Here is a 24,483-nt window from a genome sequence, read left to right as displayed (position 1 = left end):
TTGGCGTTACGAACGGCACGGCGCAAGGCAAGCTGCCGCCCGCGCGGCGTACCTATCTGCTATTATCGTGACAATCACGCAAATACGGAGAGGCAATGCCCGACAACCCTGTGACGGTCACGAAAAGATGCCGGCCTCCGAAGGGCGAGCAGCCGATGACTGCTGCTGAGCGGAAACGCGCGCAGCGGATTCGTGATACCCGAGCGGCCATCGACGCCATCGGCGATGAGCAGAACGCGCCACTGCGGGCGCTTCTAGCAATGCTGGGGCGCATCGAGAAATCAGAACCGGCAAGGCGGTCCGCACAGCGCGCTTGGGCCGAGATTGGCCGGCGATATAGTTTTGTGAGTGTCACAAAAGACAAGCGGTGCACTGAATAAACACCGTCGAGGTACAGAGAATGAGCGACAAGACAAAAGCCGAACGCCTGCGGCCTGGCTGGAAACCCGGTCAAAGCGGAAATCCCAAAGGCAGACCGCCGGGCAGCAGGAACCGCGTAACCCTCGTGGCATTAGCTGCCATGGAGGAAGGCGCCGACGCCATCGCAAAGAAGATTGTCGAAATGGCCAAGCAGGGAGACATGAGCGCGGCCAGACTGGTTCTCGAACGGCTGGTGCCACCGGCAAAGGAGCGCCCGATCTTCCTGACCCTGCCCGATACCGGCTCTGCTGATGGCGTCGCTCAAGCTCAGGCGGCCATCTTGCAGGCGGTGGCGGCCGGCGACATCCTGCCCGGCGAGGCAGCGACCTTGGCCGGTATCGTCGAGGCGCGCCGCAAGGCGCTTGAGACTCAAGAGTTTGAAGCACGTCTCACCGCACTTGAAGCAGCCAAATGAACGCATTGCAGAAACGGGTCAGAAGGCTGGAACGTTCGATTCGAATTTACGAAGATCTCGACTTCGTCATTCACATGATCGAGCCAAGCACCATGCGGGTAGCGTCTCGCCTTCGTCTGATTCCTAGCGGTGGCGTTGTGAGAATAGACGAGGATGGCAAGGAGGTGGAAGCGCGCATCGCTAAACGGGAAGCAGCAGAATGAGCGCCACCCTGGAGCGTCGCATGATCAAGCTCGAAGCGGCGGCACGCCCCAAGGAAGACAGCATCAAACTCATCGTCAGACGAATCATTCGAGGCGACTCGGGCGAAGTTGTCCGAGCGATCATCGGCGACCAGCTTGTAAGCCGAAAGGCAAACGAATCCGAAGGCGACTTCATCGCACGATCAACGGTCGAAGGCTTGGCCTGCGCCCCTGGGCGGCTCGGGCGCGTGATTCTTCTGTCTGAACAGGACGTCAACCTGTGAGCCCGTTGGAACGTCGCTTGACGAAGCTGGAGCAGTACCGGCAGAGCAACGACGCAGGGTCGGAACTTGACCGGCTGCTCGAAAAAGCAGGGACCAGTCGCGCTGCTGTAATGGCCGAGTTTGGCAGTTTGCGGGCCTACCGCGATTGGCTGGTGGCGCAAGACCTAACGAGCGGACACGCCGTGGGCGAGTCGCACAAGCTTACCAATGCATAGCTTGCCGCCGAGCCTACCAGTCAAATCACAGCCGACAGATCCCGCTACTCCTCTGGATTGGGCAGCGGCAGCTTCGTCGCCTCACTGAATGTGAAGCGCCCGCATGTGAGCGACCGCAAGCCGCCTGCGGCCCTGGCTCCGATCCTTGATACGGTTGAGGCGTGCCATGAACGAGAAACCCGATTTCCACACACGCCCGACTTCGTCCCAGCGGGCAGACCTGGGCAGTTCTTCGTCGTGAGCGAAGACATCACGAGCGAACGCGCGCTTGAAGGGGCTTCGACGTTCCTGGGCACGGCGGCTAGCCTGGGCAGCAACTCGGACGCCCTAGACGATGGCGCCCGGTGGGCAATCGTTCACCTCGTTGAAATGGCAAAGGCCCTTGTCGACACCGTCGTCAATGCTCAGATGGAGAACCGCATGGAGTAGCGAGGCCGTGCCAAGCCATGCCCCGACCCGGTCCCGTGCCGGGTTTTTCGTTGGCGGGATTGATTCGGATTGCTCGAATCCGCCTACTATCTGCCTACTCTTCTGGAGACGACAAAAAGCCCGACCTTGTGAGCCGGGCTATCTGCTTGATTTCTTTGGTGGGTCGGGTGAGGCTCGAACTCACGACCAATGGATTAAAAGTCCAGTGCTCTACCGACTGAGCTACCGACCCCCGAGGAGGGCCGAATTATAGGCAAGGGTCAGATGCCTGTCAATGCCATGGTCGCTTGAAAAGTGTAGGGGATGCTGCTGCTTCGAGGCAGGCAAGAAAAGACCATGCGCTGTCGATCGGGCGGGGGACTCGGATGCGTTGGCTGCTTCGCGCGATAATGGCGGCTTGCCAGCGCGTCGCCCGCAATCCGAAGCACTGAATTTTGAATGGTCAGGGGTGGGTTGGCGTGCGCCAAGCACGCCGCTGGCTGAAACCGATTCTCTCCTGCCGGGTCTGTCCCGGCTTCTGCGCCAAAACCTGACCACCCCCTGGAAGCCCGATGGATCCCTTGACTCATGCCCTGCTCGGCGCTACGGCCGCGCAACTTGCCTTTGGCCCGCGCCTCGGTCGCCAAGCGTGGCTGCTCGGCGCCGTCGGTGGCGTGTTGCCCGACGCCGACATCCTGATCCGCAGTTCCGACGACCCCTTGCTGGCGATTCAGTACCATCGTCATTTCACGCACGCGCTGGCCTTCATTCCGGTGGGTGGCGTCGCCGCCGCCTTGCCCTGGCTGGCACGAGCGCGGCATCGTCCGAACTGGCGGCCGATTGTGGCGGCCACGACCATCGGTTACGCAACCCATGCCGTGCTCGATGCCTGTACCAACTACGGAACGCACCTGCTGTGGCCGTTTTCGCCGCTGCGCGTCGCCTGGCATTGGGTCACGACCATCGGCCCGCTGCTGACCTTGATGCTGCTGATCGGCCTGGTCGTCGCCGTTCGCCGTGGCTCGCGATTTCCGGCGGCTGTGGCGCTGGCACTCAGCGTCGCCTACGTCGGGACGGCGGCCTGGCAGCGCGAGCGCGCGCTCGACATGCAAGTCCGCATCGCTGCCGCCCGCGGCCATCCGCTCGATCGTGCCGAGATGTTTCCGACGGTCGGCAATCCGCTGCTCTGGCGATCGGTCTATCAATCGGGCGACACTCTCTACACCGACCGCTTGCGCGTCGTGAGTAACGCGGCGACGAGCTGGAAGCAAGGCAGCACGGTCGTGTTGCTGCTGGAGGAAGACCTGCCGCCGCAGGCGCTGGCCGATGAACGCGTTCGCCGCGACTATGCGCGCTTCAACTATTTTTCGGCCGGCTGGGTGGCGCGTGCCACGGCCGACCCGAGCGTTATCGGCGACGCGCGCTACTCGCTGCGTACAGACAGTTTCGAGCCGATCTGGGGCGTCCGTTTCCACCCCGGTACGGCAAGTCCCACCGAATGGGTCGACCGGACGATCAAGAACCGCGTGCCAATCAGCGAGCTATGGCGTGAGCTAAAAGGTACGGCAGTCGGTTACGGCCCACTTCCGGGGTGACGCCTGGAGGGGGGAGGCTTGGCCGCGGATGCTTCGTGCCGCAGCGAAGATTGTCGCTGCGTCGGGCGCGAAGGCCTTTTCCGCGACCTGGGCGGCGATTTCGCATGACGACCTTGAGACTCGGGCGATGCATGAACCAGGCTTCGTCGTTGTGCTTGTGCTTGTGCTGCGCGCCGACGCCCCAACCGCCACCGGCGACCATCGCTTCCTCGTAGGCGCGCACCAGCAACATCTATTCGAGCAGTGCGGTTTCGTCGACAGGCTGGGTTTCTGGGTTCATCGCGACTCCCGTTTTGATAGTGGTGACGGGAGTCTAGGCCGCCCCGGAGAAGCAGCAAGATGCTCGGCGAGGAGATTTGGCGACTAGGCCCAGGCTGGCGATGCGGCGATCTTCTCCGACAAAAAGTCAATAAAAATTCTGACTTTTGCGGTCAGCACGTTTGATTTCGGATAGACGAGCCACAGGGCCGACTGGTCGTTGATTTCATATTCCGGAAGGACACGAAGCAGTGTGCCATCGGCAAACTCGCGGTGAATGCTCCATAGCGAGTTCATCGAAATTCCTGCTCCCGCGAGCGTGGCGACCTTCTGACTCAAGCCGTCATCCAACACCAGTCGCCCCCCTGCCTGCCGCGGATCAAACAGCCCTCTTTGCCCATCACGACCGATGAGCTCTTTCGGCGAAGAGTCCCTGAACCCGATCAACTGATGCCCAGCCAATTCCTCCACATGGCGGGGCATGCCATGCTCTTCGAGGTAGCTGGGTGAGGCACACAGGACTCGCCGATCATCGGCCAGTTTTCGGCACTTGAGGCTACTGTTGTCGAGCGCAGCGCTGCGCAGGGCAAGGTCGAAGCTGCCCTCGATCAGATCGAAGGGCGTATCGGACAGCCGCAGGTCGAGCTTGATGCCGGGGTTTCGTCGCAGGAATTCCGGCACGAGCGGCGCGATGTGGAGTTGGGCAAAGGTGCTGGACGCGGCGAAGCGCAAGGTGCCGACCGCTATCGGGCGCCCCAGTCCCAAGGCTGCGCGTGCGGCACTTTCCTGCGCGAGGATTTCCCTGGCGTAGGGCAGGAATTCAGCTCCTTCCAGCGACAGGGCGACTTTCCGTGTCGAGCGACGTAACAAATCCGCCCCAAGGGTTTTTCCAGTTTCGCCAGTTTGACGCTGGCTACCGCCGCGGCCATGCCCATTTCGCGACCGGCTGCGCTGATATTGAGTCTTTCGGCCGCGAGGACAAATAGGCGAACGCTTTCGGTATCCATTGATTTATATCCACATCACGAATTCTGAACTTCATTTTATGCTGTTTATTTAACTGTTCGGAATTATTGTCTTGCTTGCCTCAGCTGATCACCCCTCCATGTTCGGGACGCCGTCGGCGTCGCAAATGGCGATCAGCCCCGGGATGACGCCGTCGAAGCATTCGCGGATGTTGGCGAGCAGCGCCTGCGACTGGCTGCTGCGGACGAAGATCGCCAGCCGCTGCTCAGCATCGACCAGCTAGCAGCCGGGCGCCCTGGCGTTGTTCGGCAGGCGGTCGACAGCGCAGGTGGCCAGGCTGATGGCCACGGTCTGAAGGATGGCAGCGTTGTCGCGGTCGCTCATCGGGGTCCCCGATTGGGTAGCTGGCGGCGATTGTAACGGGGCCACATTCTTGCCTGTGAGCGGCTTTTCTGGCCCCGGAGGTGTTCATCCGATGCTCTCGCGAGTGAGGCTGCCCGGCAATTCAGCGGCTCGCTCTCTTCGCCGGGCAGGGCAAGCTTCATCGGCTTCGGGGTTGGGTGGTCGTTACTTGGGTGGTCGTTACACTTCAGCGTGCCTTTTTCCTGTTTGGATAAGCGCCTCAAACGGCGCTTGCAGGCGCCAGTTTGTCTTGGGTTTTCAGATCGAAATCCGAGGCCTCGTGGCGTTCGTGCAGCTGTTCTGACGGCTCGCCCCAAGTGCGGTTAACCTTGCGTCCACGCTGGACGGCGGGGCGCTCAAGGATCTCCGCGCTCCAGCGGCACAGGTTCTTGTAGCTTTCAACCTGCAGAAACTCGCCCGCGTCATAGGCCTCACCCAGCACCAGATTGCCGTACCAGGGCCAGGTGGCGATGTCGGCGATGGAGTACTCGTCACCGCCCAGATAAGGGTGCTCGGCCAATTCGCGGTCCAGCACGTCCATCTGGCGTTTCACCTCCATGGTGAAACGGTTGATCGAGTATTCGAATTTCTCGGGCGCGTAGGCATAGAAATGCCCGAAGCCACCACCCAGGTAGGGTGCCGAGCCTTGCAGCCAGAAGAGCCAGTTCATGACCTCCGTGCGTGCCGCGGCTTTCCTGGGCAGGAAGTGACCGAACTTCTCGGCCAAGTAGAGAAGGATCGCGCCGCTTTCAAAAACACGACTGCCGCTCCCGGTATCAAAGAGTGCCGGGATTTTGGAGTTTGGATTGACCTCGACGAAGCCTGTCGAGAACTGCTCGCCCTCGCCAATCCGGATCAGGTGGGCGTCATATTCCGCGCCCGGCTCGCCGAGCGCGAGCAACTCTTCGAGCAGGATGGTGACCTTCTGGCCATTGGGCGTGCCCATCGAATAGAGCTGCAAAGGATGCTTTCCGCGCGGCAGCGTGGCCGCGTGGGTGGGCCCGGCGATGGGTCGGTTGATCTTGGCCCATTTCCCGCCATTTTCGGCGTCCCAGGTCCACACTTTGGGTGCTTGGTAATTATTGCTGTCAGACATGATGTTGATTTCTTCCTTTCATGTTCGGGACAAGCCCGGGGTTCGGGTTCTGCTGAATTTTGGACAATGGTTCCAGGATGTGCGTGTCGTTCTCCACCCCTTGTGCTCCGCTCACCAGGTGGCGACGCTTGAAGACTATCGCCGGCACAGCGCGAATGCCCTGGCTATGTCGGCTTGAGCAGCACCTTCTGCCCGGTCTTGTTGAGGAACCGCCGGGGCCGGGGCGGCGTGGTTTAGGTCGAAAAGCGGGAGCGGCGACAGTTTGGCCATGTTGGGGGCGCCACCAGCGTGAAAAATCCTTTCCAAAGGCCGCCCGGATTTCTTATTGTTGACGGGTGCCCTGAGCGGGTCAATTGAACTCAACTTTTTTCGCGCATGGAGGCGAGATGGATCGTAACTCTTCAGGATGGCTACGTGGCGTGCTGGTTTTAAGTGTACTGCTTGTTGCCGGGTGCGCCGGTTACAGCGGCAGTAATCTCAAGCCGGGGGTGTCGACATTGCCGGAGGTCATGGCCTCGATGGGGTCGCCGGCGATGGCCTGGAAGAATCCGGATGGCAGCGAGCAACTGGCCTACCCGCGTGGACCGGCCGGCACGCAGACCTTCATGGTGGATGTTGGGCCGGACGGCAAACTTCAGCGCATCGAAAAGGTGCTGAACGTCGAGAATTTTGCACGTGTCCAGGCGGGAATGAGCCAGGATCAGGTGTTGCGCATTCTTGGTCCTTCAGGATCGCAATGGACACAGTTCTACTCGCGGAGCAATCAACTCGCCTGGTCATGGTTGTTCTGCAACGATTGGAATGCCCAGGAGTTTTTTGACGTCATGTTCGACGCTAGCACCGGCATTGTGCACTCAACGGGGCAGCACCCGAATCTGGCGGGGCTAAGTGGTGTGCAGCCCCCTTGCAGTCGATGACGAAAACCTTGCATGACTCCTTGCACGGGCTTGGCGCACAGGGTGCTGTCTTTCGCGAAATCCTGGATCAAGCCGGCTCGCCGAGCACCCGCCGCAACTTCGGTGCAGCGAAGTCCATGAATTCAAGAAAGGAGATGACCATGGCTCGTGCCTACAGCGAGATCGCGTTCACCCCCTGCGTGCGCGCCTTCCAAACCCGCATGGGCAGTCGGCGAAACTTCGCGGCGGGCCGGCCGGCTTCCTGCGGGTGCTAGATCATCGCACCCTCGGTTACTCTGATTTTCGCGGCGAACGCCTGGACGTGCCAGGCCTGATTGCCGCCGCGCCCGCCGACGCGCTGTTCTACGTCTGCGGCCCGGCGCGACTGCTCGATGCCGCGCGCGACGCCGCAGCGACACACGGCGTTGCCGCCGATTGGCTGCGCTGCGAGCGCTTCCACGCGCCCGCGCACGCGCCGGACTGATGTGCATTTGCGTCTCGCGGGCAAAGTCGGCGGCCTTGACGCTTGACCTTGAATGTGAAAGTCGCGCAAGCGACTCACGAATCTTCCTTCTTCCCTCGCGGGAGAAGGGTCGGGGAAGAGGGGAAAACGGTCATGATTTTCATGATCTGGGGTGTCTCGATTGTCATGATCTTTAGGCGCATGGCCGGCAGTTCAGCGGCGATAGGTAATGCGATAGATCGCTCCGGCGTGGTCGTCGGCCACCAGCAGGGAGCCGTCGGGTAACACCAGCACGTCGCTGGGGCGTCCCCAGACGCTCTCGCCATCGTCAGCATCGAGCCAGCCGCTGGCGAAAGCTTCGTAGGCAATCGCCTTCTCGCCACGCAGACGTACCAGCGTTACCCGGTAGCCGATCTTCCGCGAACGGTTCCACGAGCCGTGTTCGGCGATGAAAATCTGCTGGTGGTATTCCGCGGGGAACATCGTCCCGGTGTAGAAGCGCATGCCCAGCGCAGCGGCGTGCGGCGCCAGCTTCTGCGCCGGCGCGACGAACTCGTCGCAGCGCCGCCGGGCGCCGAATTCCGGATCGGGCAGGTCGCCACCATGGCAGTACGGATAGCCGAAATGCATGCCCGCCCGTGCGACGTGGTTGAGTTCGTCGGGCGGCAGGTCGTCGCCAAGCAGATCGCGGCCGTTGTCGGTGAACCACAAATCGCCGGTCTGCTGCTGCCAGTCGAAGCCGACGCTATTACGCACTCCCCTGGCCACTATTTCCCAGCCGCTGCCATCGTCATTCATGCGCAGGATGTTGGCGTAGCGTCGCGGATCGGGTTCGCAGATATTGCAAGGTGCGCCGATCGGCACATAGAGTTTGCCATCCGGGCCGAAGGCGATGAATTTCCAGCCATGATGGGTCTCGGTCGGCAGCCGGTCAGTCACCAGCACGGCCGTTGGCGGGCGCGCCGGGTCTTGCCGGCCTTGCTCAACATGGTCGTAACGCAGGATGCGGTTCACCGCCGAGACATAAAGACTCCCGTCCTTGTAGGCGACGCCGACCGGGCGCTGCAGACCACTGGCAATGAGCTTCACACCCTGCACCTGGTAGTCGGCGCCGAAGCTCAGCGCGTGTACTTTCCCGGCCTGCATCGAACCGACGAAAAGCGTGCCGCCACGCTCATCGTGACGCCCGAGCGCCATCTGCCGGGCGTTGTCGACACGCGCCCAGGTCTCGATGCTGAAACCCGGTGGCAACTGGATGCGCTGCAGCGGTAACGCATCCGCGGCCAGGGTCAGCGGGAGAACGGCCAAAGCAAGCGCAAAGCAAATATCAATTCTGTGCATCGCAATTCCTCGCATTCTTCCGGCTGCGTCGTCGGACCGGCGTTTTCTTGAAGCGGTACGGGATCAGCGCGGGTGCAGCCAGCCGGGCAGGGAACTGTAGGGGTCGTCGCTGACCGTCGTGTCATAGGGGATGCCGTGAGCGTGCAGCCGCTCGGCCTCACCGACATGGGTGTTGTCAGTATGGCAGCGTCAGCGCTGAAACAAGTGGCGAATAGGCCGCTGATCAGAGGCGTTTCTCGGTCGGCAGTGGCGGTGCCGCGCGGCAAACGGCGAACATTTCTGCCGCCGCAGGTCCAAAACCATCGCTTGACGGCTGAGTGACACGTGCTAGCCTATGCTTTTATTGTCCCGGAGACTTCGATGGAAACGCGACAACTTGGCCGTGGCGGCCCGCGGGTATCGGCGCTTGGGTTGGGGTGCATGGGGATGAGCGATTTCTACACCGGGCGTGATGACAGCGAATCGATGGCCACCATCCACCGCGCGCTGGACCTCGGCATCAACTTTCTCGACACCGCCGATATGTACGGCCCGCATACCAACGAGGAACTCGTCGGGCGGGCGATCAGGGGGCGGCGAAGCGAAGTTTTCCTGGCCACCAAGTTCGGCATCTTGCGCGATCCGAATGATGTATCGGTGCGCGGTTTCGACAGCCGCCCCGAGTACCTGCGCAGCGCGCTCGAAGGCAGTTTGCGGCGCCTTGGGGTGACGACCATCGATCTCTACTATCAGCATCGAGTTGACCCCAAAGTGCCGATCGAGGACACGGTCGGCGCGCTTGCCGAGCTTGTTCAGGCCGGCAAGCTGCGCTACATCGGCTTGTCCGAGGCCTCTGCCAGCACGCTCGAACGCGCGCACAAGGTGCACCCCATAACTGCGTTGCAGAGTGAGTATTCCTTGTGGTCGCGTGACCCGGAAGGCGAGGTATTGGCTACGTGCCGGCGGCTTGGCGTCGGCCTGGTTCCGTACAGCCCGCTCGGCAGGGGTTTCCTTACCGGGGCGATTACGCGCCCCGAGGATTTCGCTGCCGACGATTACCGGCGTTCGAGCCCACGTTTCCAGGGCGAGAACTTCACGCGGAATCTGGCGCTGGTAGAGCAGGTCAGGACGATGGCCGCCGAGATCGGCTGTACGCCGGGCCAGCGTGCGCTGGCCTGGGTGCTCGCGCAGGGCGACGACATCGTACCGATCCCCGGTACCAAGCGGCGCAAGTATCTTGAAGAGAACGCCGGCGCCCTCGCCCTTCGGCTGACGCCCGTGCAGATGGCTGCGCTGGACGAGGCGTTCCCGTTCAACGCCGCTGCCGGCGAGCGCTACCCGGCGAACATGATGGGCGCTGTTAATCGCTGAGGGTCGCTCCGACGAGTTGCGGCCTGTTGCGGGAAGCTCGCTGGCCTTGCAGCCGATGCCGATGATGTTTTGTGGCCTTGGCAGGCTGGCGCTGCGAGTATTTCGTGGTGAACCTGAATGAGGTACGATTGATCTGTTTTCAGGTCCGAGTCGCCCATGTCAAACGCCGCCAGCAAGGGGATTGCCAATGCTTTGTTCAGCAGAACGCTGAGCGGCGTGCTGGCGCTGCTCTTCGGGCAGCCGGGAAGCTCTTTCTACACTCGCCAAATCGTCAGGCGCGTGGGGACGGGCGGTAGCCAGGTCCACAAGGACTTGGAGCGCCTTACCGCTGCCGGACTGATTCTCCGGGAGCCGCGAGGAAATCTCGTTTTCTATCGCGCCAACCCCGACGCGGCGGTATATCCGGAACTCGTCGGCCTGGTCGGGAAGTCCTTCGGAATTGCCGACCAGCTTCGGCATTGTCTCGAGCCGGTCGTCAGCCGCATTCGGTGTGCGATCATTTTTGGTTCGGTAGCCAGAGGAGAGCAGCGCGCCGACAGTGACGTTGACTTGCTGCTTATCGGCGAAATTCGTCTCTCCGAACTGGCCGTTCCCTTGCACGAGGCGGAGGAAGCGCTTGGCATGCATATATCTCCGACGCTGATGAGTGCCGAGGAGTACAAGCTCAGGCGTCAGAATGACGACTACTTCTTGAAGAATGTTCTGACTGGCGAACTAATTACGCTTTGGGGCTCCCTTGAACCGACGGTGGCGTCGTGAGCGCCCTTGAAAACCTGGTGCGTATTGGCCAGCTCAAAGCGGAACCGCCTGCCGATGACGAAATCGCCACAGCCCTGCGCAAGGCTGCCATTTTTCTGGCCGACGCCGCCATTCCCTCGCTAAGTCCGCCTGGCCGTTTCATGCTTGCCTACGATGCCGCACACGCCCTGGCTTTTGCTGCCTTGCGCGCCAACGGTTACCGCCCGGATAGCGGCCGTGGTCACCGGGCCGTGGTTTTCCAGGCCCTGGCAATCACCGTTGATGCTCCGCCGCAAGTCTGGATCACCCTCGATCGCTACCATACCCGGCGCAACGCATCCGCATACGGTGGCATGGTCGAAGCCAGTGCTGGCGAGGCCGATGACCTGCTGGCTACCGCTCGCGCGCTTCATGATCTCCTGCGCAAGTGGCTGGCGAGCCATCGCCCGTCCGCTCTCTCCTGATTGAGTAGCTCGGCCTATCGACCGAGCCGCCAAACACCAGCTCTTGTTGGCGCGGTGGCGCCTGATCTTCTGCCGCGCCGCGTGCCGACAGCGCGCTGACGCGTACCCCGAGCAGGCGCAGCTTGCGATCGAGTGGCACGCGCCGCAGGCATTCGCCGGCGGCGCGGCGGATGGCCTGCGCATCGTCGATGGCGGCCGGCAGGGTCAGGTCGCGGGTGACGGTCTGGAAGTCGGCGAAGCGCAGCTTGATGCCTATCGTCCGGCCCTGGTAGTCCTTGCGGCGCAGGTCTTCGGCGACGCGCGTGCACAGTGCCGTGAAAATTGCGCTCAGTTCCGGGCGATCGTCGCGTGGATGCAGGTCGCGCTCGAAAGTCGTTTCGCGGCTGATCGATTTCGGCTCGGACGAGGTGCTCAGCGCTCGTTCGTCGATACCGTGCGCGGCGGCGAGCAGCCAGCGGCCATAGCTGCGGCCGAAGTGATGTTGTAGGAAACCGGCTTCGGCTTGCGCCAGTTCGCCGATGCTGTGGATGCCGAGCGCGGCCAGCCGCTCGCTGGCCTTGGGGCCGATGCCGTTGATTTTGCGCGCCGGCAGTGGCCAGATGCGCTGGGTGAGGTCCTCCGCGTTCAGCAGTGTCAGGCCATCCGGTTTGTCGAGGTCGGAACCGATTTTTGCCAGCAGCTTGTTGGCTGCGATGCAGATCGAGCACGACAGCCCGGTCGCCGCGCGTACCGCGTCCTTGATGCGCTGCGCGAGTAGCCGGCTGTCTTCGGCGAGCGTGCTGAGGTCGATGTAGATTTCGTCGATGCCGCGGTCTTCGATCTGCGGGGCGAGCTGCGCCACGGCGGCTTTGAAGAGGTGCGAGTAGTGCCGGTAGGCGGGAAAATCGACCGGCAGGAGAATCGCCTCCGGTGCCAGCTTGGCGGCTTTCATGATGCCCATCGCCGAAAAGACGCCGAGGGCGCGCGCTTCGTAGGTGGCGGTGGTGATCACGCCGCGGCCGGCGTAGTCGCGCAGGCGCGCGAAACGGCGCCCGCCGTCGGCGAGCTGCAGCGGCTGCTGCGTACGACTGCCGCCGATCACCACCGGCAGGCCGCGCAACTCCGGGTAGCGCAGCAACTCCACCGAGGCATAGAAAGCGTCCATGTCGAGATGGGCGATTCGGCGCGCTGGCGGCGTATCGGGCTGTGCGTCAGTGACCGGCATCAGTAGAGCAGGTATGCCTGGCGTTCTTCTTCCCAGAGATCTTCGTCGGCGCGGCTCAGGGCGTCGAGGTCGGCCGGTGTTGCCGCTGGATCGTCGACCCATTCGCGCAGCAGGGGCGAACCGTTGATCAGGTCGATGGCCAGTCGCTCGTGCTCGTATTCGTAGGGGAAATCGCGCCATAGCGGGTAGTCTGCCTGCACTTGCCGCAGCGCCTTGAAAGCCAGGCTCTGCAGCCGCCACGGGCGAAACCGGGAGTGTTGGTAGTGGGCGTCGTCGACGTGGATCTGTATTCCCTGGCAGAGCTTGCCGGCATGCTTGTGGAAAGTCGGCTCGAAGCAGCAGGCGCGCAGCCGGCAGCCGAGTAGCCAGTCCGGTGCCAGGGCGTGCATGGTTTTTAGCAGTTGCTCGGCGTCGATGTCCGGTGCGCCGAAAAGCTCCAGGGGACGCGTCGTGCCACGTCCTTCGGAGAGCGTCGTGCCTTCGAGCATGACGGTGCCCGCGTAGCAGCGCGCCATCGACAGGTTCGGCGCGTTCGGGCTGGGGTTGATCCAGCTGCGCTGCTCGCTCGGCCAGCCGTAGCCGGGTGCGGTTGTCGGCGCCCAGTCGTGCATGGTGATGACTGTGCACTCGATGTCGAGGTCCAGCGTGGCGATGAACCAGCCGGCGAGTTCGCCCATCGTCAGGCCGTGACGCATCGGCAGCGGCCCGGCGCCGACGAAGCTTTCCCAGCCCGGGCGCAGCAGCAATCCTTCGAGCGGGCGGCCAGCCGGGTTTGGGCGGTCGAGAATCCACACCTCCTTGCCGTGCTCGGCCGCGGCTTCGAGCAGGTAGCGCAGGGTGGTGATGAAGGTGTAGATGCGGCAGCCGAGGTCTTGCAGGTCGATCAGCAGGACGTCGAAACTGTCCATCATCGCCGGCGTCGGACGACGTACTTCGCCGTACAGGCTGAATATCGGGATGCCATGCGCCGGGTCGACGAAGTCGGGCGACTCGACCATGTTGTCCTGCTTGTCGCCGCGCAGCCCGTGCTGCGGCCCGAAGGCAGCGCTCAGGCGTAGCTCGGGCAGCGCGCCAAGGGCGTCGAGCGCGTGTCTCAGGTCGGCGCTGACCGACGCCGGGTGGGCGACCAGTGCCAGTCGGCGGCCGAGTAGCGGCTTGCGCAGTTGCGGGCCCTTGAGCAGGCGGTCGAGTCCGAACTCGATAGCGGGCATGTGGTTTTCCGTCAGTCAGGAGAGGGCGGCGATGGCGACAGTTCGAGCGTGAAGCCATCGCGGTGATGAAAATCCGGCAGCGCCGCCGGATGCTGCAAGGCCCAGTAGCTGTGGCAGCCGTCGATCGTATCGGCGGCTTCGACAACCGCTGCCAGAGCGATCTGCAGCCTTGCCGTGGCGGCCATCGGCGGCAGGTCGAGCGGCGCAATGATGGCCTCGATTTCCAGGCGGCCGGCAAACAGCCTGGCGACGATTTGCGGTGGCGTGAAGGCGATGATCGCTGTCTCTCGCTGGCGGTAGCCGGAGAACGCATAGCTGGCCCATTGCCCGGACGGCGAGAAGTTGAACTCGCGGTAAGCCGCATCGCCGGCGACGCCGACGAAGGCCTCGAAGCAGGTGTGTTGCCATAGGCCGTCGGTGCAGTCCGGTGTGCGTGGCTCGGGTATCCGCAAGCGCGCCATGTCGCCGCGCAGGCACCAGGCCAGTTCGAGATGGCCGTCCGTGCGCCATGTTGCGCACCCTTCGATGCTGCGCACAACAGGTGCCGGAGTGGCGGGGTGCGGACGCAAGCTGTGTGTGAATTTAGTCGGAAACATGGCGGAGGAAAAGCATTTTGGCAAAGCGATCGGCGCGGTGCCGCGGGTCGTGTTGCAGAAGCAGTAGGTGGCTATGTTGTCGCAAGCCCTGGCGCAACGCAACGGGCTGGGCCGGCCGTGAGCCTGGAAGCTTCCGGCTTGGTGAGCGGAAGGCTCAATACGACACTGCAAGTATTGTGATCGGTCCCGGCGTTGTTCCGGCGCATGGCTTTCCGAGACATGTCACGAACATTAAAGTTCAAGATTTTTTTTGTAGATTTGTAATTGATTGTAATTGATTGTAATTGACTGGCCACGCAAAACGGGTAGATACTGCGCCTCGCAGCGCTGGGGCGTCTAACTAAATAAACAATGGAGGTGCCTGTGTTCGGTATCCTGGGGATTGTACTATCGCTGGTGCTGCTGATCGTTCTCGCCTATCGCGGCTGGAACGTGATCATCATTGCGCCGATCTGTGCCATGGTCGGGCTGCTCTTCGGCGGGCTTGATGCGCCGATCATCGCCACCTACACGCAGGTCTTCATGCCCGCACTGGGCAATTACCTGATCAAGTTCTTCCCGCTGTTCCTGCTCGGCGCGGTCTTCGGCAAGCTGATGGATGACTCCGGTTGCGCACGGACCATCGCCCACAAGATCGTCGAGTGGACCGGCAAGGAACGGGCGATCATCGCCATCATCCTCGCCTGCGGCGTCCTCACCTATGGCGGCGTCTCGCTTTTCGTCGTTGCTTTCGCGGTGTTCCCGGTCGCCATTCAGATGTTCCGTGAAGGCAACCTGCCCAAGCGACTGATCCCGGCGGCCATCGCCCTTGGCTCATTCACCTTTACGATGTCGGCATTGCCCGGTTCGCCGGCGATCCAGAACGCCATCCCGATGCCGTATTTTCATACCGACGCCTTCGCCGCGCCGGGATTGGGTGTCATCGCCGGGCTGCTAATGTTCGGCTGCGGCAGCGCCTGGCTGATGATGCGTGCGCGGCGCGCGCGCAATGCCGGCGAAGGCTACGGTGAAGACGAGCCGGCGGCCGTCGCGGGTGAGCCAACGTCGACACCCGCCGGTGACATGCCGTCGTTCGGCGTGGCGATCATCCCGGTTATTCTGGTCTTGGTACTCAACTTCATTTTCAGCAAGTACGTTATCCCGGCCATGGACACCGACTACCTGGCGCTGCCGAAGTACGGCAAGACGACGGTTTCCGCTGTCGGCGGCACCTGGGCGATCATTCTCGCAATGCTGATCGCGTGCATGGTGCTGATTGCCTTGACCTGGAAGCGTTTCAGCAACGTTCGCCAATCGCTGACCGATGGCGCGCTCGGTTCGATGCTGCCGATTCTCAACGTCGGTTCCGAGGTCGCCTACGGCGGGGTGATCGCCAGCCTGGCGTCGTTCCTGATCATCAGGGACTGGCTGATGTCGCTCACCGACAATCCGATAATCGGGCTGGCGATCGTGGTCAACGTGCTCGCCGGCATTACCGGATCGGCTTCCGGTGGCATGAGCATCGCGCTGCAGGCGGTCGGGCAGACCTACCTTGAGCTGGCGCAGGCGGCCGGCATCTCCCCGCAAATCCTGCACCGCGTTGCCGCGCTCGCTTCCGGAGGCCTCGACGCGTTGCCGCACAACGGCGCGGTGATCACCCTGCTGGCCATTTGCAGGCTGAACCACAAGCAGTCGTACTTCGACATCTTCATGGTCGCCGTTGCTTTCCCGCTGATCGCGATGATTCTGGTGATCATTCTCGACGGCATGTTCGGCACTTTTTGAGGAGAACGCACGTGCGCATTCTTTTCGTTTTCCTTGCCGCCCTGTTTGCCCTGGCGCCGCACTCCGGCGTGCAAGCGCAGGCGGTGGCGAGGGCGGACGAGCTGCGTTTGCTGGCTGCAGAGCTTCCGCCCTACACTTTTCAGATCCCGCCAGTCAGCGTTACCGAGACGCCTGGCGTCAAGCAAGGCTTCGTTTATGAGCTGGTGAGCGAGATGGCCAAGCGCGCCGGCCACAGCGGCGTCATCGAGTTCATGCCCTGGGACGCAGCGCAGCGCATCGCTCAGACGCAGCCGAACATCGGCATCCTGGCCCTGACCCGCAGTCCCGAGCGGGAAGACAAGTACAGCTGGCTGGCAAAGCTCTACACCGACGATCTGGTTGTCGTCGGCGGCGCCGGCATCGACGTGGCTAGCCTCGACAAGGTCAAGGATCGCCCGATCGGCGTGCTCAGCAACTCTGGCGCCGAAGCGCTGCTCGAAGAGCGCGGCTTCAAGCGTATCCGGCCCCATCATGAGGAGTGGATGAACGCGCGCCAGATGCAGCAACGGCGAATCGACGCCTGGCTCGCACCGCGGCTGATGATCATCTACGGCATGCGCGAGGTCGGCGGCAACCTCGAGGCGCTCAACTTCGGCGAGATCGTGCGTGCGAGCGGGATCTACCTCGCCGGCTCGAAAGACCTGCCCGACGCGGAAGTGCAGAAATGGCAAAAGGCCCTTGAGGAAGTGAAGGCGGACGGCACCTATCAGCGCATTGCCGACCAATACAACCGTCTGAAGATCGAGCCGATACCCGATGACCTGCGGCGGCGTTTGAGCCAGCCGGTGTGGACCAACTGAGGCGGTTTTGACTCCTGGCACGCGACTCTTCAGGCGATTGCCGGAAAAGAACGTACCAGATTGCGCCGGATTTTCGGTCGGTTTCAAGGCGTGACAACAGGCGCATAGTCGCACTATGTAACTGTTGTCGTAACACAGAAGACGGGCGCAAAGACAAGCAAGATGGTATGTTATTTGACAGAAATCGCCTTGGTCTTTGGCACTTCAGCAAGCACTCAGGCCGTGCAGCTCGCAGAGCATGCGCTTGACGTAGGCGAGCACGATCCACAGCCAGAAGCTCAGGAAAAAGGCAACGAAGGGGAGGTGCCGGTCGATGACCACTTTCGGTGTTAGCCGGCGGCAGACGCCAAGAACCGGTCGGGTGACGACCTCGAACAGCCGATAGATCGGATTGCTGGCACGTCTGGCGCCAGCGAGAAGTGCGACTGCACCTTGCCCGAGCAGCGAGAGCAGGGCGACCTCGACCAGGGCACGCAAGATGGAGACGACAAACAGATCGGGGTGGCTCATGGTAATTTCGCGCTATCCACTCGGTCTTGCTGCGGTGGTGTCTGCAGATTAATGGAAAAGTCGCGCAAGCGACTCACGAATTCCCCCTCTCCACCCTGCGGGAGAAGGGACGGCGTACGGCAAGTGAAGAGGGGGACGATCATGACTTTCATGGTCCATGGATCTCGACTGTCATGAGCGTTAATTTTGAGTATCGGCGACATTATGCCCGGGCCTGGCTGTGGCGCCTCTGCGGGCGCGACGAAAAAGCCTTTGCCCAGTATCTGGTCGCCCATCGTTTGCAGCCCGACGACCTGCCGTCGGCACGTCATCTGGCGTTTATCGCGGCCGAGAGCAAGCGTTACGCGGCGGCCGACAAATGGTTTGTCGAATGTCTGCGCCTGGCGCCTGACGATGCTGAGCTGCATTACAACCATGGTTTCGTCCTTGAGCAGGCGGGCTCTTCGCGCGCGGCAATTGCTGCGTTCTCCGCGGCGCTGCGCCGCAAGCCGGCGCTCGATCGTGCGTGGTACGGAAGGGGGCTGGCGCATGCTCGTCTCGGCGAACACGCCGCAGCGGCCGAAGCGTTTGCGCACGCGGTCGAACTGCAACCGATGCATGCCGAGGCTTACTACCTGTGGGGAATGGCCTGTCATCACGCGGCGTGTCCGCAACAGGTCGCGGAGGTCGTCGAACGTCTGGTCAATTTTGACGCCAAACTCGCCGCCAGGCTGGTACGTGACGTCGGGCGAGAAGATGATCTTGGCCCGCTTGTTCCCGAAATGCCTTTCTGAGCGACCCGATGTGGGCCGCAACGTGTCGTACTATCACCATTTTCCTCGCCGGCTTTGCTGCAATCGCCGGCCAACCTCATCCAGCATAGGAGAAGCGCATGTCGCTTGATCGTCACCCCATGGCCGCCTCGCTGCGCGTTTCCGATACCGGCAAGGTTGTTTCGGCCCGCGCCGCGGTGGGTCTCATCAATGACGGCGATACCGTCGCCACCGGCGGCTTCGTCGGCATCGGTTTTGCCGAGAACATTGCCGTGGCTCTCGAGCAGCGCTTTCTCGAGGCGGCCGAAAGCGACGCCTCCGGCCTCGGCAGCCCACGTGATCTGACGCTGTTCTATGCCGCCGGGCAGGGCGACGGTAAGGAGCGCGGCCTCAATCACTTCGGCCATCATGGCTTGCTGAAGCGTGTTGTCGGTGGTCACTGGGGCCTGGTTCCCAAAATGCAGCGACTTGCGGTCTCCAATAGTATTGAGGCCTATAACCTGCCACAGGGTGTGATTACGCACATGTTCCGCGACATCGCGGCAGGCAAGCCGGGAACGATCACCCGTGTCGGACTCGGCACTTTTGTCGACCCGCGTTTTGGCGGCGGCAAGCTGAACGAGAAGACGGTTGTTGACATCGTCCGCCTGATGGAGATCGATGGCGAGGAATACCTGTTTTACAAGTGCTTTCCGATCCACGTCGGAATCATTCGCGGCACCACTGCCGACCCTGACGGCAACGTCACCATGGAACGTGAGGCGCTGACGCTGGAAGCGCAGGCCATTGCCATGGCCGCCAGGAACTCGGGCGGCATTGTCATCGTGCAGGTCGAGCGTATTGCCGAGCGCGGCACCTTGAACCCGCGTCAGGTGAAGATCCCCGGTATTCTGGTTGACTGCGTGGTGGTCGCCGAAAAGCCCGAATATCACATGCAGACCTTTGTCGAGCAGTACAGTGCGGCTTTCGCTGGCGAGATCAAAGTGCCGATGTCGGCCATAGAGACCATGCCGATGAGCGAGCGCAAGATCATTGCCCGGCGCGCAGCGCTCGAACTGCGCACCAACGCGGTGGTGAACCTGGGTATTGGCATGCCCGAGGGGGTGGCCAATGTTGCCGCCGAGGAGCAGGTCATCGACCTGCTGACGTTGACCGCCGAGCCCGGTGTTATCGGCGGCATCCCGGCCGGTGGGCTCAGCTTCGGTGCGGCCGTCAATGCCCAGGCGATTATCGATCAGCCCAGCCAGTTCGATTTCTATAATGGCGGTGGCATTGATATCGCTTTCCTGGGCCTGGCCCAGGCTGACCGCGAAGGCAACCTTAATGTTTCCAAGTTTGGTCCACGTTTGGCCGGCGCCGGTGGCTTCATCGACATCTCGCAGAACGCCAAGAAAGTGGTTTTCGTCGGCACCTTTACGGCGGGTACACTGGACGTGATGGTCGAAGACGGCAAACTGCGCATTCTCGAAGACGGCAAGGCGAAGAAATTCGTCGCTGCCGTCGAACACCGCACTTTCAGCGGCGAGCAGGCTGTCAAGTGGAACAAGCCAGTGCTCTACATCACCGAGCGTTGCGTTTTTCGCCTCTGTGCCGAAGGACTCGAACTGGTCGAGATCGCGCCGGGGGTGGACTTGCAGAAGGACATTCTCGACCGGATGGACTTCACGCCGGTGATGCGCGGGGCTCCGGCGCTGATGGAGGCGCGCATTTTCAGCGACGACCCGATGCAGCTGCGCCAGGAATTGCTGGCCATGCCGATGAGCGAGCGCCTCTCGTATGACGCCAACAAGAACCTGTTTTTCATCGATTTTTCCGGCTTGAGCGTACGCAGCGCAGCGGAGATCGAGGAGATTCGGCAAGCTGTCGAAAAACAGTTGGCACCGCTCGCTCACAAGGTCAAGACGATCGTCAATTACGACCGCTTCTCGATTTTGCCGGAACTGGTCGACCCCTACATCGCTATGGTCAAGGATCTGATGGATCGTCACTACCACGATGTCACCCGCTACACCTCGAGCACTTTCCTGCGCATGAAGCTGGCCGAGGAGTTCGAGAAGCGGCAAGTGGCAGCGCAGGTTTTCGCCAGTGAGGCCGAGGCACAAGGGCATTTCCGCGGGCCATGAGTTGGTCGGCCTGACGAGGTGAGGCGGCGGGCTGCCGAGCTTCTTCTCTGCTGGCCGGCTCGCCTTTGGGGTCGGCCTGCTCTCCGCTTGCGCAGGCGATTTGCCGCCGCACGGGCTTCGCTGTACTGCGCTTCGCCGCGCTGCGCGGCTGCATGTCGTTTGCATTGGGCTTGGTGGCACAGCCGTTTTGCGTTCGCACCCATGAACTTGGCCTCCGCGTTCGTCTTTTCATGCCGACAGCCTTGCCGTGTGGAGCGATCTGCGGCATCATCTGCCTCTATGACGACGATAGCCCGCACAGCTTTTTTTTCTTTTGTTTTGAGCCGATGAGCCAAGCACGTCGTCCCCTCTCGCCACTGCCGAGCCGCCCGCTGCCGGCGGTTGCGGCGACCTAGCGCGCATGGGGTCGCTCCTACGCCTGATCCGGGAACTCCTGCAAGAAGCTGCGCGAGACCTGGCGCCGACGCTGATCGTTGTCGCCATCTTCCAGTGGTTTTTCATCCAGCGCATGCCCGACAGCCTGGGTGCTCTGGTCGGTGGATTTGCCGCGGTCCTCATCGGACTGGCACTGTTTGTCAAAGGGCTGGACGCCGCGATTTTTCCGGCCGGTGAGACGATGGCATTCGATTTTGCCCGCCGCGGCTCCTTTCTGTGGCTAATGGCTTTTGCCTTTTGCATCAGCTTTGCTTCGGTCGCCGCCGAGCCGGCACTGATGGCCGTGGCCTACAAAGCCGAGGCAGTTTCCGGCGGGAGCATGGGGGCAACGACCCTGCGCATGGTGGCTGCCCTCGCCGTCGGCCTGGCGATCATGGTTGGCGTCTGGCGCATCGTGCTCGGCCATCCGATCGCTCTCTACCTGATTCCGGGCTATCTGATCGTCGTTGGCCTGACTGCGCTTTCGCCTCCGGAGCTGGTCGGCCTGGCCTTCGATTCGGGCGGCGTCGTCGCTTCCACGGTCACTGCGCCGCTGCTGACTGCCATGGGTGTGGGCCTGGCGGCGACCATTCGTGGCCGCAATCCAATGCTCGATGGCTTCGGTCTGATCGCTTTCGGTGCGCTGGCGCCGATGATCATCATTCAGCTCTACGGCATCCTCTTTTTTGTCCCTGCTACAGCCGGCACCGCAGTGTTGATCATGCCCACCATGGACGGGCATCACTTCGGCCCCGTGGAGATGCTCCTCAGCTTTCTGAACATGGTCAAGAACCTCTTGCCGATCATCGCCGTGGTCCTGTTTGCGAGCTTTGTCGTTCTGCGGCGGCCGCTTGCCGACCCCAAGGGTCTGGCAGTCGGCATGCTCTTCGTCGCCGTCGGCCTGTACCTGTTCGACGAAGGCCTGCAAATCGGTCTCTTCCCGCTTGGTGACGAAATGACCCGTGGCCTGATGCAGGACGGCGCGGCGATGTGGGTGCTCTATCTCTACGGCTTTCTGATCGGTTTCGCGACGACCATGGCCGAGCCGGCGTTGATTGCGCTGTCGATCAAGGCCGACGAAGTCAGCCTGGGCCAGTTGAAGGGCTTTTGGTTGCGCTCTCTGGTTTCCATCGGTGTCGGCTTCGGCCTGGTCGTCGGCTGTGCGCGCATCGTAGACGGGACCCCGATTGCCTATTGGCTGATCCCCGGTTACCTGCTGGTGATCGCCATGACCAAGCTCGCGCCGCGTTTTATCATTCCGATCGCCTTCGATTGCGGGGGCGTGACGACGTCGACGGTGACCGTGCCCCTGGTCACCGCACTCGGTGTCGGGCTGGCCGAACGCACCCCGGGGCGGGACCCGATGATCGACGGCTTCGGTCTGATTGCCTTCGCCTCATTAACACCGATGATTATTGTCATGTCCTACGGCATCATCGCCACCTTGCTGCAGAAGTCAAGAAAACCCGTCAAGGAGCAAACTTCATGAAATTCTCTGCTGTCGTGTTGATCGTTCCCGACGAGGACGAAAACAGAGCGGTTGAACTGCTCCAGCAGGCCGGAGCGACCGGCTTTACGATCATCAAGGGCAAGGGCTTGCGGCACAATGAACGCAAGACCTTTCTCGGCCTCGGTCTGGAGCGCAAGGAGTCCCTGCTGCTGTGCGTCACTGAACAGCAACTGGCGATGCGTATCCTGCGGGCGGTCAAGTTGCAGATGAAGCTCGATCTTCCCGGCGGCGGCCTGGCTTTTTCGATAGCGCTGGGTAGCGTCGTCGGAATCGGGCTGGAGCAGATGAAGCTGTTTCGCCGTGAGGTCGAAGAGGGCTTGTGAGTCGCTGTGCCTCGTGGCCCCGGTGTTTTTCGATTTCTGACCCTGGTCATCAAGTGAAGGAGTTCTAGCAATGCTGGTTGCCGGAATCATGAAAAGAAGCGTCATCACCATCAACCCGCTGGCTACCGTCCGCGAGGCGCTGATGATGATGAAGGAGCGCGGAGTCAAATCGCTGGTTGTCGAGAAGCGTCACTCGGGTGATGCTTATGGTTTGATCGCCTATCGCGACGTCGCCAGAGCGGTGATTGCCGACGATGGCGACATCGACCTGCTCAACGTCTATGACATCGCGCAGAAGCCGGCGCTACAGGTTTCGCAACACCTGGAAGTGCGCTACCTGGCGCGGCTGATGATCCAGTACGCGGTGAAGAGCGTGCTGGTCATCGACAACAATGATCTGCAGGGCTTCGTCTCGGATACCGATGTCGTCGGCAGTCTCATCGAACGGGCCGCAAAAGAAACCTAGAGTTTGCCAGTCATGGAAAAAAGCATTCGCCGCTATTCGGCCTTTATTCCCCGCTGGTGCCAGGCTTTTGGTGACCATGCGCCTGATCCCGGCGGCGAAGGCCGGGCGGTCGAATGGCTGCTTGGCGCCGACAGTGTCGGCGTTGTCGTCCTGCCCGACATTCGGCGCCTTCTGACCCACGAACTGCTCAGCGCGCAGCAGCCCCAGCTCGAGCTTGGCGAACGCTGCGTACGGCTCAACCAGCGGACATACGCCGAGATGAATGTTCTCGGGCATCCCGGTTACGCCGCCTTGCGCGAGTTGCTGCTCGGTCCTGGTGATGCCTACATGTTCCTCACTTATCATCTGATTTACCCGCCGGGGACGCGGATCATCACCATTTCACGCAAGCCGCCGCTGGCGCTGCTGTACAAGGAAATGGCAGCGCTGCCGATCACTGTTCACGAGTGAGTGGCGGCGCCAGCTGGCGGCGCGGGTGCGGACGTTTTACGCCGACCGTGGTGGTGCTCTCATGCCCGGAGGGCGAGCTCGCCGGTGCTATAATCGCGGCTCTTTTCTTCGCGTTTTTTAGATGCTTATCACCCGCCGCCTGGAGTTCGACGCAGGCCACCGCATTCCCGACCACAAGAGCCAGTGTCGTCACCTGCACGGTCACCGCTACGCGCTCGAGATCACGCTTGGCGGTGCGATCATTCAGCAGACGGGTGATCCGGCCAACGGCATGGTGATGGATTTTTCCGAAGTGAAGGCGCTGGCCATGCGGCATCTGGTCGACCTCTGGGATCATGCCTTTCTCGCCTGGGCAGACGACCAAGTGGTGGTCGACTTCCTGCACTCCTTACCCGACCACAAGACCGTACTGCTCGATTGCGTGCCGACGGCCGAGAACCTTGCCCAGCAAGCGTTTACGATTCTCGACGCGGTCTATCGCGACAGCTACGGCAATCAGTTGCGCCTCGAGCGCGTGCGCCTCTACGAGACGCCCAACTGCTGGGCGGAGGCGGTGCGCGGTTAATGTGAAAGTCGCGCAAGCGACTCACGAACCTCCCTTCTCCCCTTGCGGGAGAAGGGCCGGGGGTGAGGCGGGGAATTCAGGGAGCATGCTCCCTGCTCGTCGCACGATTCCGGCGTGCGAGCCGGAATGCGCACTGCAAGTGGAGGGGGGGCGGTCATGACTTTCATGATCCGGGGTATCTCGCCGTGTCATGACCGCTAGTGTACCAGCGCTTCCCGAAGCGCTTCGGCTGGTGCTTCGATTTCTGACGTATCGCCGTTTGA

At 62.0% G+C, this 24,483-nt stretch carries 26 protein-coding genes, 1 tRNA gene and 1 pseudogene; 20 read left to right on the top strand and 8 right to left on the bottom strand.

The annotated features are described in order from the left end of the window. Positions 1–400 precede the first annotated feature (400 nt). From QZ648_RS07400 to QZ648_RS07380, 5 genes are all read left to right on the top strand, one after another. A complete protein-coding gene (locus QZ648_RS07400; RefSeq protein ID WP_291996578.1) occupies positions 401–835 on the top strand; it encodes a DUF5681 domain-containing protein in 435 nt (144 codons plus the stop codon). Next, the gene (locus QZ648_RS07395; protein ID WP_291996577.1) at positions 832–1,038 is read left to right on the top strand and encodes a hypothetical protein; all 207 of its coding nucleotides are present in this window, start codon (positions 832–834) and stop codon (positions 1,036–1,038) included. Before QZ648_RS07400 ends, QZ648_RS07395 begins: the two co-directional genes overlap by 4 nt. 20 nt (positions 1,039–1,058) lie before the next feature. Continuing rightward, positions 1,059–1,301: a hypothetical protein gene (locus QZ648_RS07390; RefSeq protein WP_291996576.1), complete on the top strand. Its 243-nt coding sequence runs from the start codon at positions 1,059–1,061 to the stop codon at positions 1,299–1,301. Between the two features lie 17 nt (positions 1,302–1,318). Beyond that, positions 1,319–1,516, top strand: coding sequence for a hypothetical protein (locus tag QZ648_RS07385; protein WP_291996575.1), 198 nt, complete (start codon positions 1,319–1,321; stop codon positions 1,514–1,516). A gap of 237 nt (positions 1,517–1,753) precedes the next feature. Beyond that, positions 1,754–1,945: a DUF3077 domain-containing protein gene (locus QZ648_RS07380; protein WP_291996574.1), complete on the top strand. Its 192-nt coding sequence runs from the start codon at positions 1,754–1,756 to the stop codon at positions 1,943–1,945. 156 nt (positions 1,946–2,101) lie between these two features. Here the strand turns inward: QZ648_RS07380 and QZ648_RS07375 are convergent. Continuing rightward, positions 2,102–2,177 (bottom strand) — tRNA-Lys (locus QZ648_RS07375). A gap of 319 nt (positions 2,178–2,496) precedes the next feature. On the opposite strand from QZ648_RS07375, the gene QZ648_RS07370 reads away from it, so the two are divergent. Beyond that, positions 2,497–3,519, top strand: coding sequence for a metal-dependent hydrolase (locus QZ648_RS07370; RefSeq protein WP_291996573.1), 1,023 nt, complete (start codon positions 2,497–2,499; stop codon positions 3,517–3,519). Between the two features lie 363 nt (positions 3,520–3,882). Here the strand turns inward: QZ648_RS07370 and QZ648_RS07365 are convergent. Both QZ648_RS07365 and yghU read right to left on the bottom strand, forming a co-directional pair. After that, positions 3,883–4,784 (bottom strand): annotated as a pseudogene (locus QZ648_RS07365) (LysR substrate-binding domain-containing protein). A gap of 581 nt (positions 4,785–5,365) precedes the next feature. After that, positions 5,366–6,241 (bottom strand): glutathione-dependent disulfide-bond oxidoreductase, encoded by an 876-nt coding sequence (gene yghU, locus QZ648_RS07360; protein WP_169065772.1) that lies wholly within the window; start codon positions 6,239–6,241, stop codon positions 5,366–5,368. Positions 6,242–6,627: 386 nt separating this feature from the next. On the opposite strand from yghU, the gene QZ648_RS07355 reads away from it, so the two are divergent. Together QZ648_RS07355 and QZ648_RS07350 are read left to right on the top strand one after the other, a co-directional pair. Then, positions 6,628–7,158 (top strand): hypothetical protein, encoded by a 531-nt coding sequence (locus QZ648_RS07355; protein ID WP_291996572.1) that lies wholly within the window; start codon positions 6,628–6,630, stop codon positions 7,156–7,158. A 247-nt stretch (positions 7,159–7,405) separates the two neighbouring features. Then, entirely contained in the window at positions 7,406–7,621 is a 216-nt protein-coding gene (locus QZ648_RS07350) for a hypothetical protein (RefSeq protein ID WP_211203654.1), read from the top strand. Positions 7,622–7,813: 192 nt separating this feature from the next. Here the strand turns inward: QZ648_RS07350 and QZ648_RS07345 are convergent, their stop codons facing one another. Continuing rightward, positions 7,814–8,941 carry a PQQ-dependent sugar dehydrogenase gene (locus tag QZ648_RS07345; RefSeq protein WP_291996571.1) on the bottom strand — a complete coding sequence of 376 codons (1,128 nt, stop codon included), beginning with the start codon at positions 8,939–8,941 and terminating at the stop codon, positions 7,814–7,816. 360 nt (positions 8,942–9,301) lie between these two features. Between QZ648_RS07345 and QZ648_RS07340 the strand changes: the two genes are divergently transcribed. The 3 genes from QZ648_RS07340 (at position 9,302) to QZ648_RS07330 (ending at position 11,493) form a co-directional block, all read left to right on the top strand. Further along, complete coding sequence (locus QZ648_RS07340; RefSeq protein ID WP_291996570.1) at positions 9,302–10,291, top strand: aldo/keto reductase; 990 nt, start codon at positions 9,302–9,304, stop codon at positions 10,289–10,291. Between the two features lie 156 nt (positions 10,292–10,447). Next, positions 10,448–11,050, top strand: coding sequence for a nucleotidyltransferase domain-containing protein (locus QZ648_RS07335; protein WP_291996569.1), 603 nt, complete (start codon positions 10,448–10,450; stop codon positions 11,048–11,050). Then, a complete protein-coding gene (locus QZ648_RS07330; protein ID WP_169065767.1) occupies positions 11,047–11,493 on the top strand; it encodes a hypothetical protein in 447 nt (148 codons plus the stop codon). The genes QZ648_RS07335 and QZ648_RS07330 overlap by 4 nt, the downstream gene beginning before the upstream one ends. On the opposite strand, the gene dinB is transcribed toward QZ648_RS07330, so the two are convergent. The 3 genes from dinB to QZ648_RS07315 are packed head-to-tail and all read right to left on the bottom strand — an operon-like array spanning position 11,423 to position 14,444. Then, positions 11,423–12,697 (bottom strand): DNA polymerase IV, encoded by a 1,275-nt coding sequence (dinB, locus tag QZ648_RS07325; RefSeq protein WP_291996568.1) that lies wholly within the window; start codon positions 12,695–12,697, stop codon positions 11,423–11,425. The genes QZ648_RS07330 and dinB overlap by 71 nt on opposite strands. Then, on the bottom strand, positions 12,697–13,908 hold the full coding sequence (locus QZ648_RS07320) for a DUF1343 domain-containing protein (RefSeq protein ID WP_291996567.1): 1,212 nt from the start codon (positions 13,906–13,908) through the stop codon (positions 12,697–12,699). The genes dinB and QZ648_RS07320 overlap by 1 nt, the downstream gene beginning before the upstream one ends. An 11-nt stretch (positions 13,909–13,919) precedes the next feature. Continuing rightward, positions 13,920–14,444, bottom strand: coding sequence for a DOMON-like domain-containing protein (locus QZ648_RS07315; protein WP_169065764.1), 525 nt, complete (start codon positions 14,442–14,444; stop codon positions 13,920–13,922). Between the two features lie 423 nt (positions 14,445–14,867). Here QZ648_RS07315 and QZ648_RS07310 point away from each other — a divergent pair, with 423 nt between their 5' ends. Beyond that, positions 14,868–16,268 (top strand): GntP family permease, encoded by a 1,401-nt coding sequence (locus tag QZ648_RS07310; RefSeq protein WP_291996566.1) that lies wholly within the window; start codon positions 14,868–14,870, stop codon positions 16,266–16,268. A gap of 11 nt (positions 16,269–16,279) precedes the next feature. Beyond that, complete coding sequence (locus tag QZ648_RS07305) at positions 16,280–17,107, top strand: transporter substrate-binding domain-containing protein (protein ID WP_291996565.1); 828 nt, start codon at positions 16,280–16,282, stop codon at positions 17,105–17,107. A 204-nt stretch (positions 17,108–17,311) separates the two neighbouring features. Here QZ648_RS07305 and QZ648_RS07300 read toward each other — a convergent pair whose 3' ends face one another. After that, positions 17,312–17,617: a hypothetical protein gene (locus QZ648_RS07300; protein ID WP_169065762.1), complete on the bottom strand. Its 306-nt coding sequence runs from the start codon at positions 17,615–17,617 to the stop codon at positions 17,312–17,314. Between the two features lie 173 nt (positions 17,618–17,790). Here QZ648_RS07300 and QZ648_RS07295 point away from each other — a divergent pair, with 173 nt between their 5' ends. The 7 genes from QZ648_RS07295 (at position 17,791) to QZ648_RS07265 (ending at position 24,220) form a co-directional block, all read left to right on the top strand. Continuing rightward, on the top strand, positions 17,791–18,390 hold the full coding sequence (locus QZ648_RS07295) for a tetratricopeptide repeat protein (RefSeq protein WP_291996564.1): 600 nt from the start codon (positions 17,791–17,793) through the stop codon (positions 18,388–18,390). 98 nt (positions 18,391–18,488) lie between these two features. After that, complete coding sequence (locus tag QZ648_RS07290; protein WP_291996563.1) at positions 18,489–20,492, top strand: acyl CoA:acetate/3-ketoacid CoA transferase; 2,004 nt, start codon at positions 18,489–18,491, stop codon at positions 20,490–20,492. Between the two features lie 400 nt (positions 20,493–20,892). Further along, the gene (locus QZ648_RS07285) at positions 20,893–22,395 is read left to right on the top strand and encodes a DUF1538 domain-containing protein (protein WP_169065760.1); all 1,503 of its coding nucleotides are present in this window, start codon (positions 20,893–20,895) and stop codon (positions 22,393–22,395) included. Continuing rightward, positions 22,392–22,739, top strand: a complete 348-nt coding sequence (locus QZ648_RS07280) for a transcriptional regulator (protein WP_169065759.1) — start codon at positions 22,392–22,394, stop codon at positions 22,737–22,739. The genes QZ648_RS07285 and QZ648_RS07280 overlap by 4 nt, the downstream gene beginning before the upstream one ends. A gap of 70 nt (positions 22,740–22,809) precedes the next feature. Continuing rightward, positions 22,810–23,205 (top strand): CBS domain-containing protein, encoded by a 396-nt coding sequence (locus QZ648_RS07275; protein WP_169065758.1) that lies wholly within the window; start codon positions 22,810–22,812, stop codon positions 23,203–23,205. A 12-nt stretch (positions 23,206–23,217) separates the two neighbouring features. After that, positions 23,218–23,655, top strand: a complete 438-nt coding sequence (locus QZ648_RS07270; RefSeq protein WP_169065757.1) for a hypothetical protein — start codon at positions 23,218–23,220, stop codon at positions 23,653–23,655. A gap of 121 nt (positions 23,656–23,776) precedes the next feature. Further along, positions 23,777–24,220 (top strand): 6-carboxytetrahydropterin synthase, encoded by a 444-nt coding sequence (locus QZ648_RS07265; RefSeq protein ID WP_169065756.1) that lies wholly within the window; start codon positions 23,777–23,779, stop codon positions 24,218–24,220. The last annotated feature ends 263 nt before the right edge of the window (positions 24,221–24,483 follow it).

It is taken from the genome of Candidatus Accumulibacter sp. ACC012, assembly GCF_907163155.1.
Classification (GTDB): Bacteria; Pseudomonadota; Gammaproteobacteria; order Burkholderiales; family Rhodocyclaceae; genus Accumulibacter; species Accumulibacter delftensis.
Note: the sequence above shows the minus strand (reverse complement) of the source record. Positions and strands in the feature narration are given on the sequence as shown.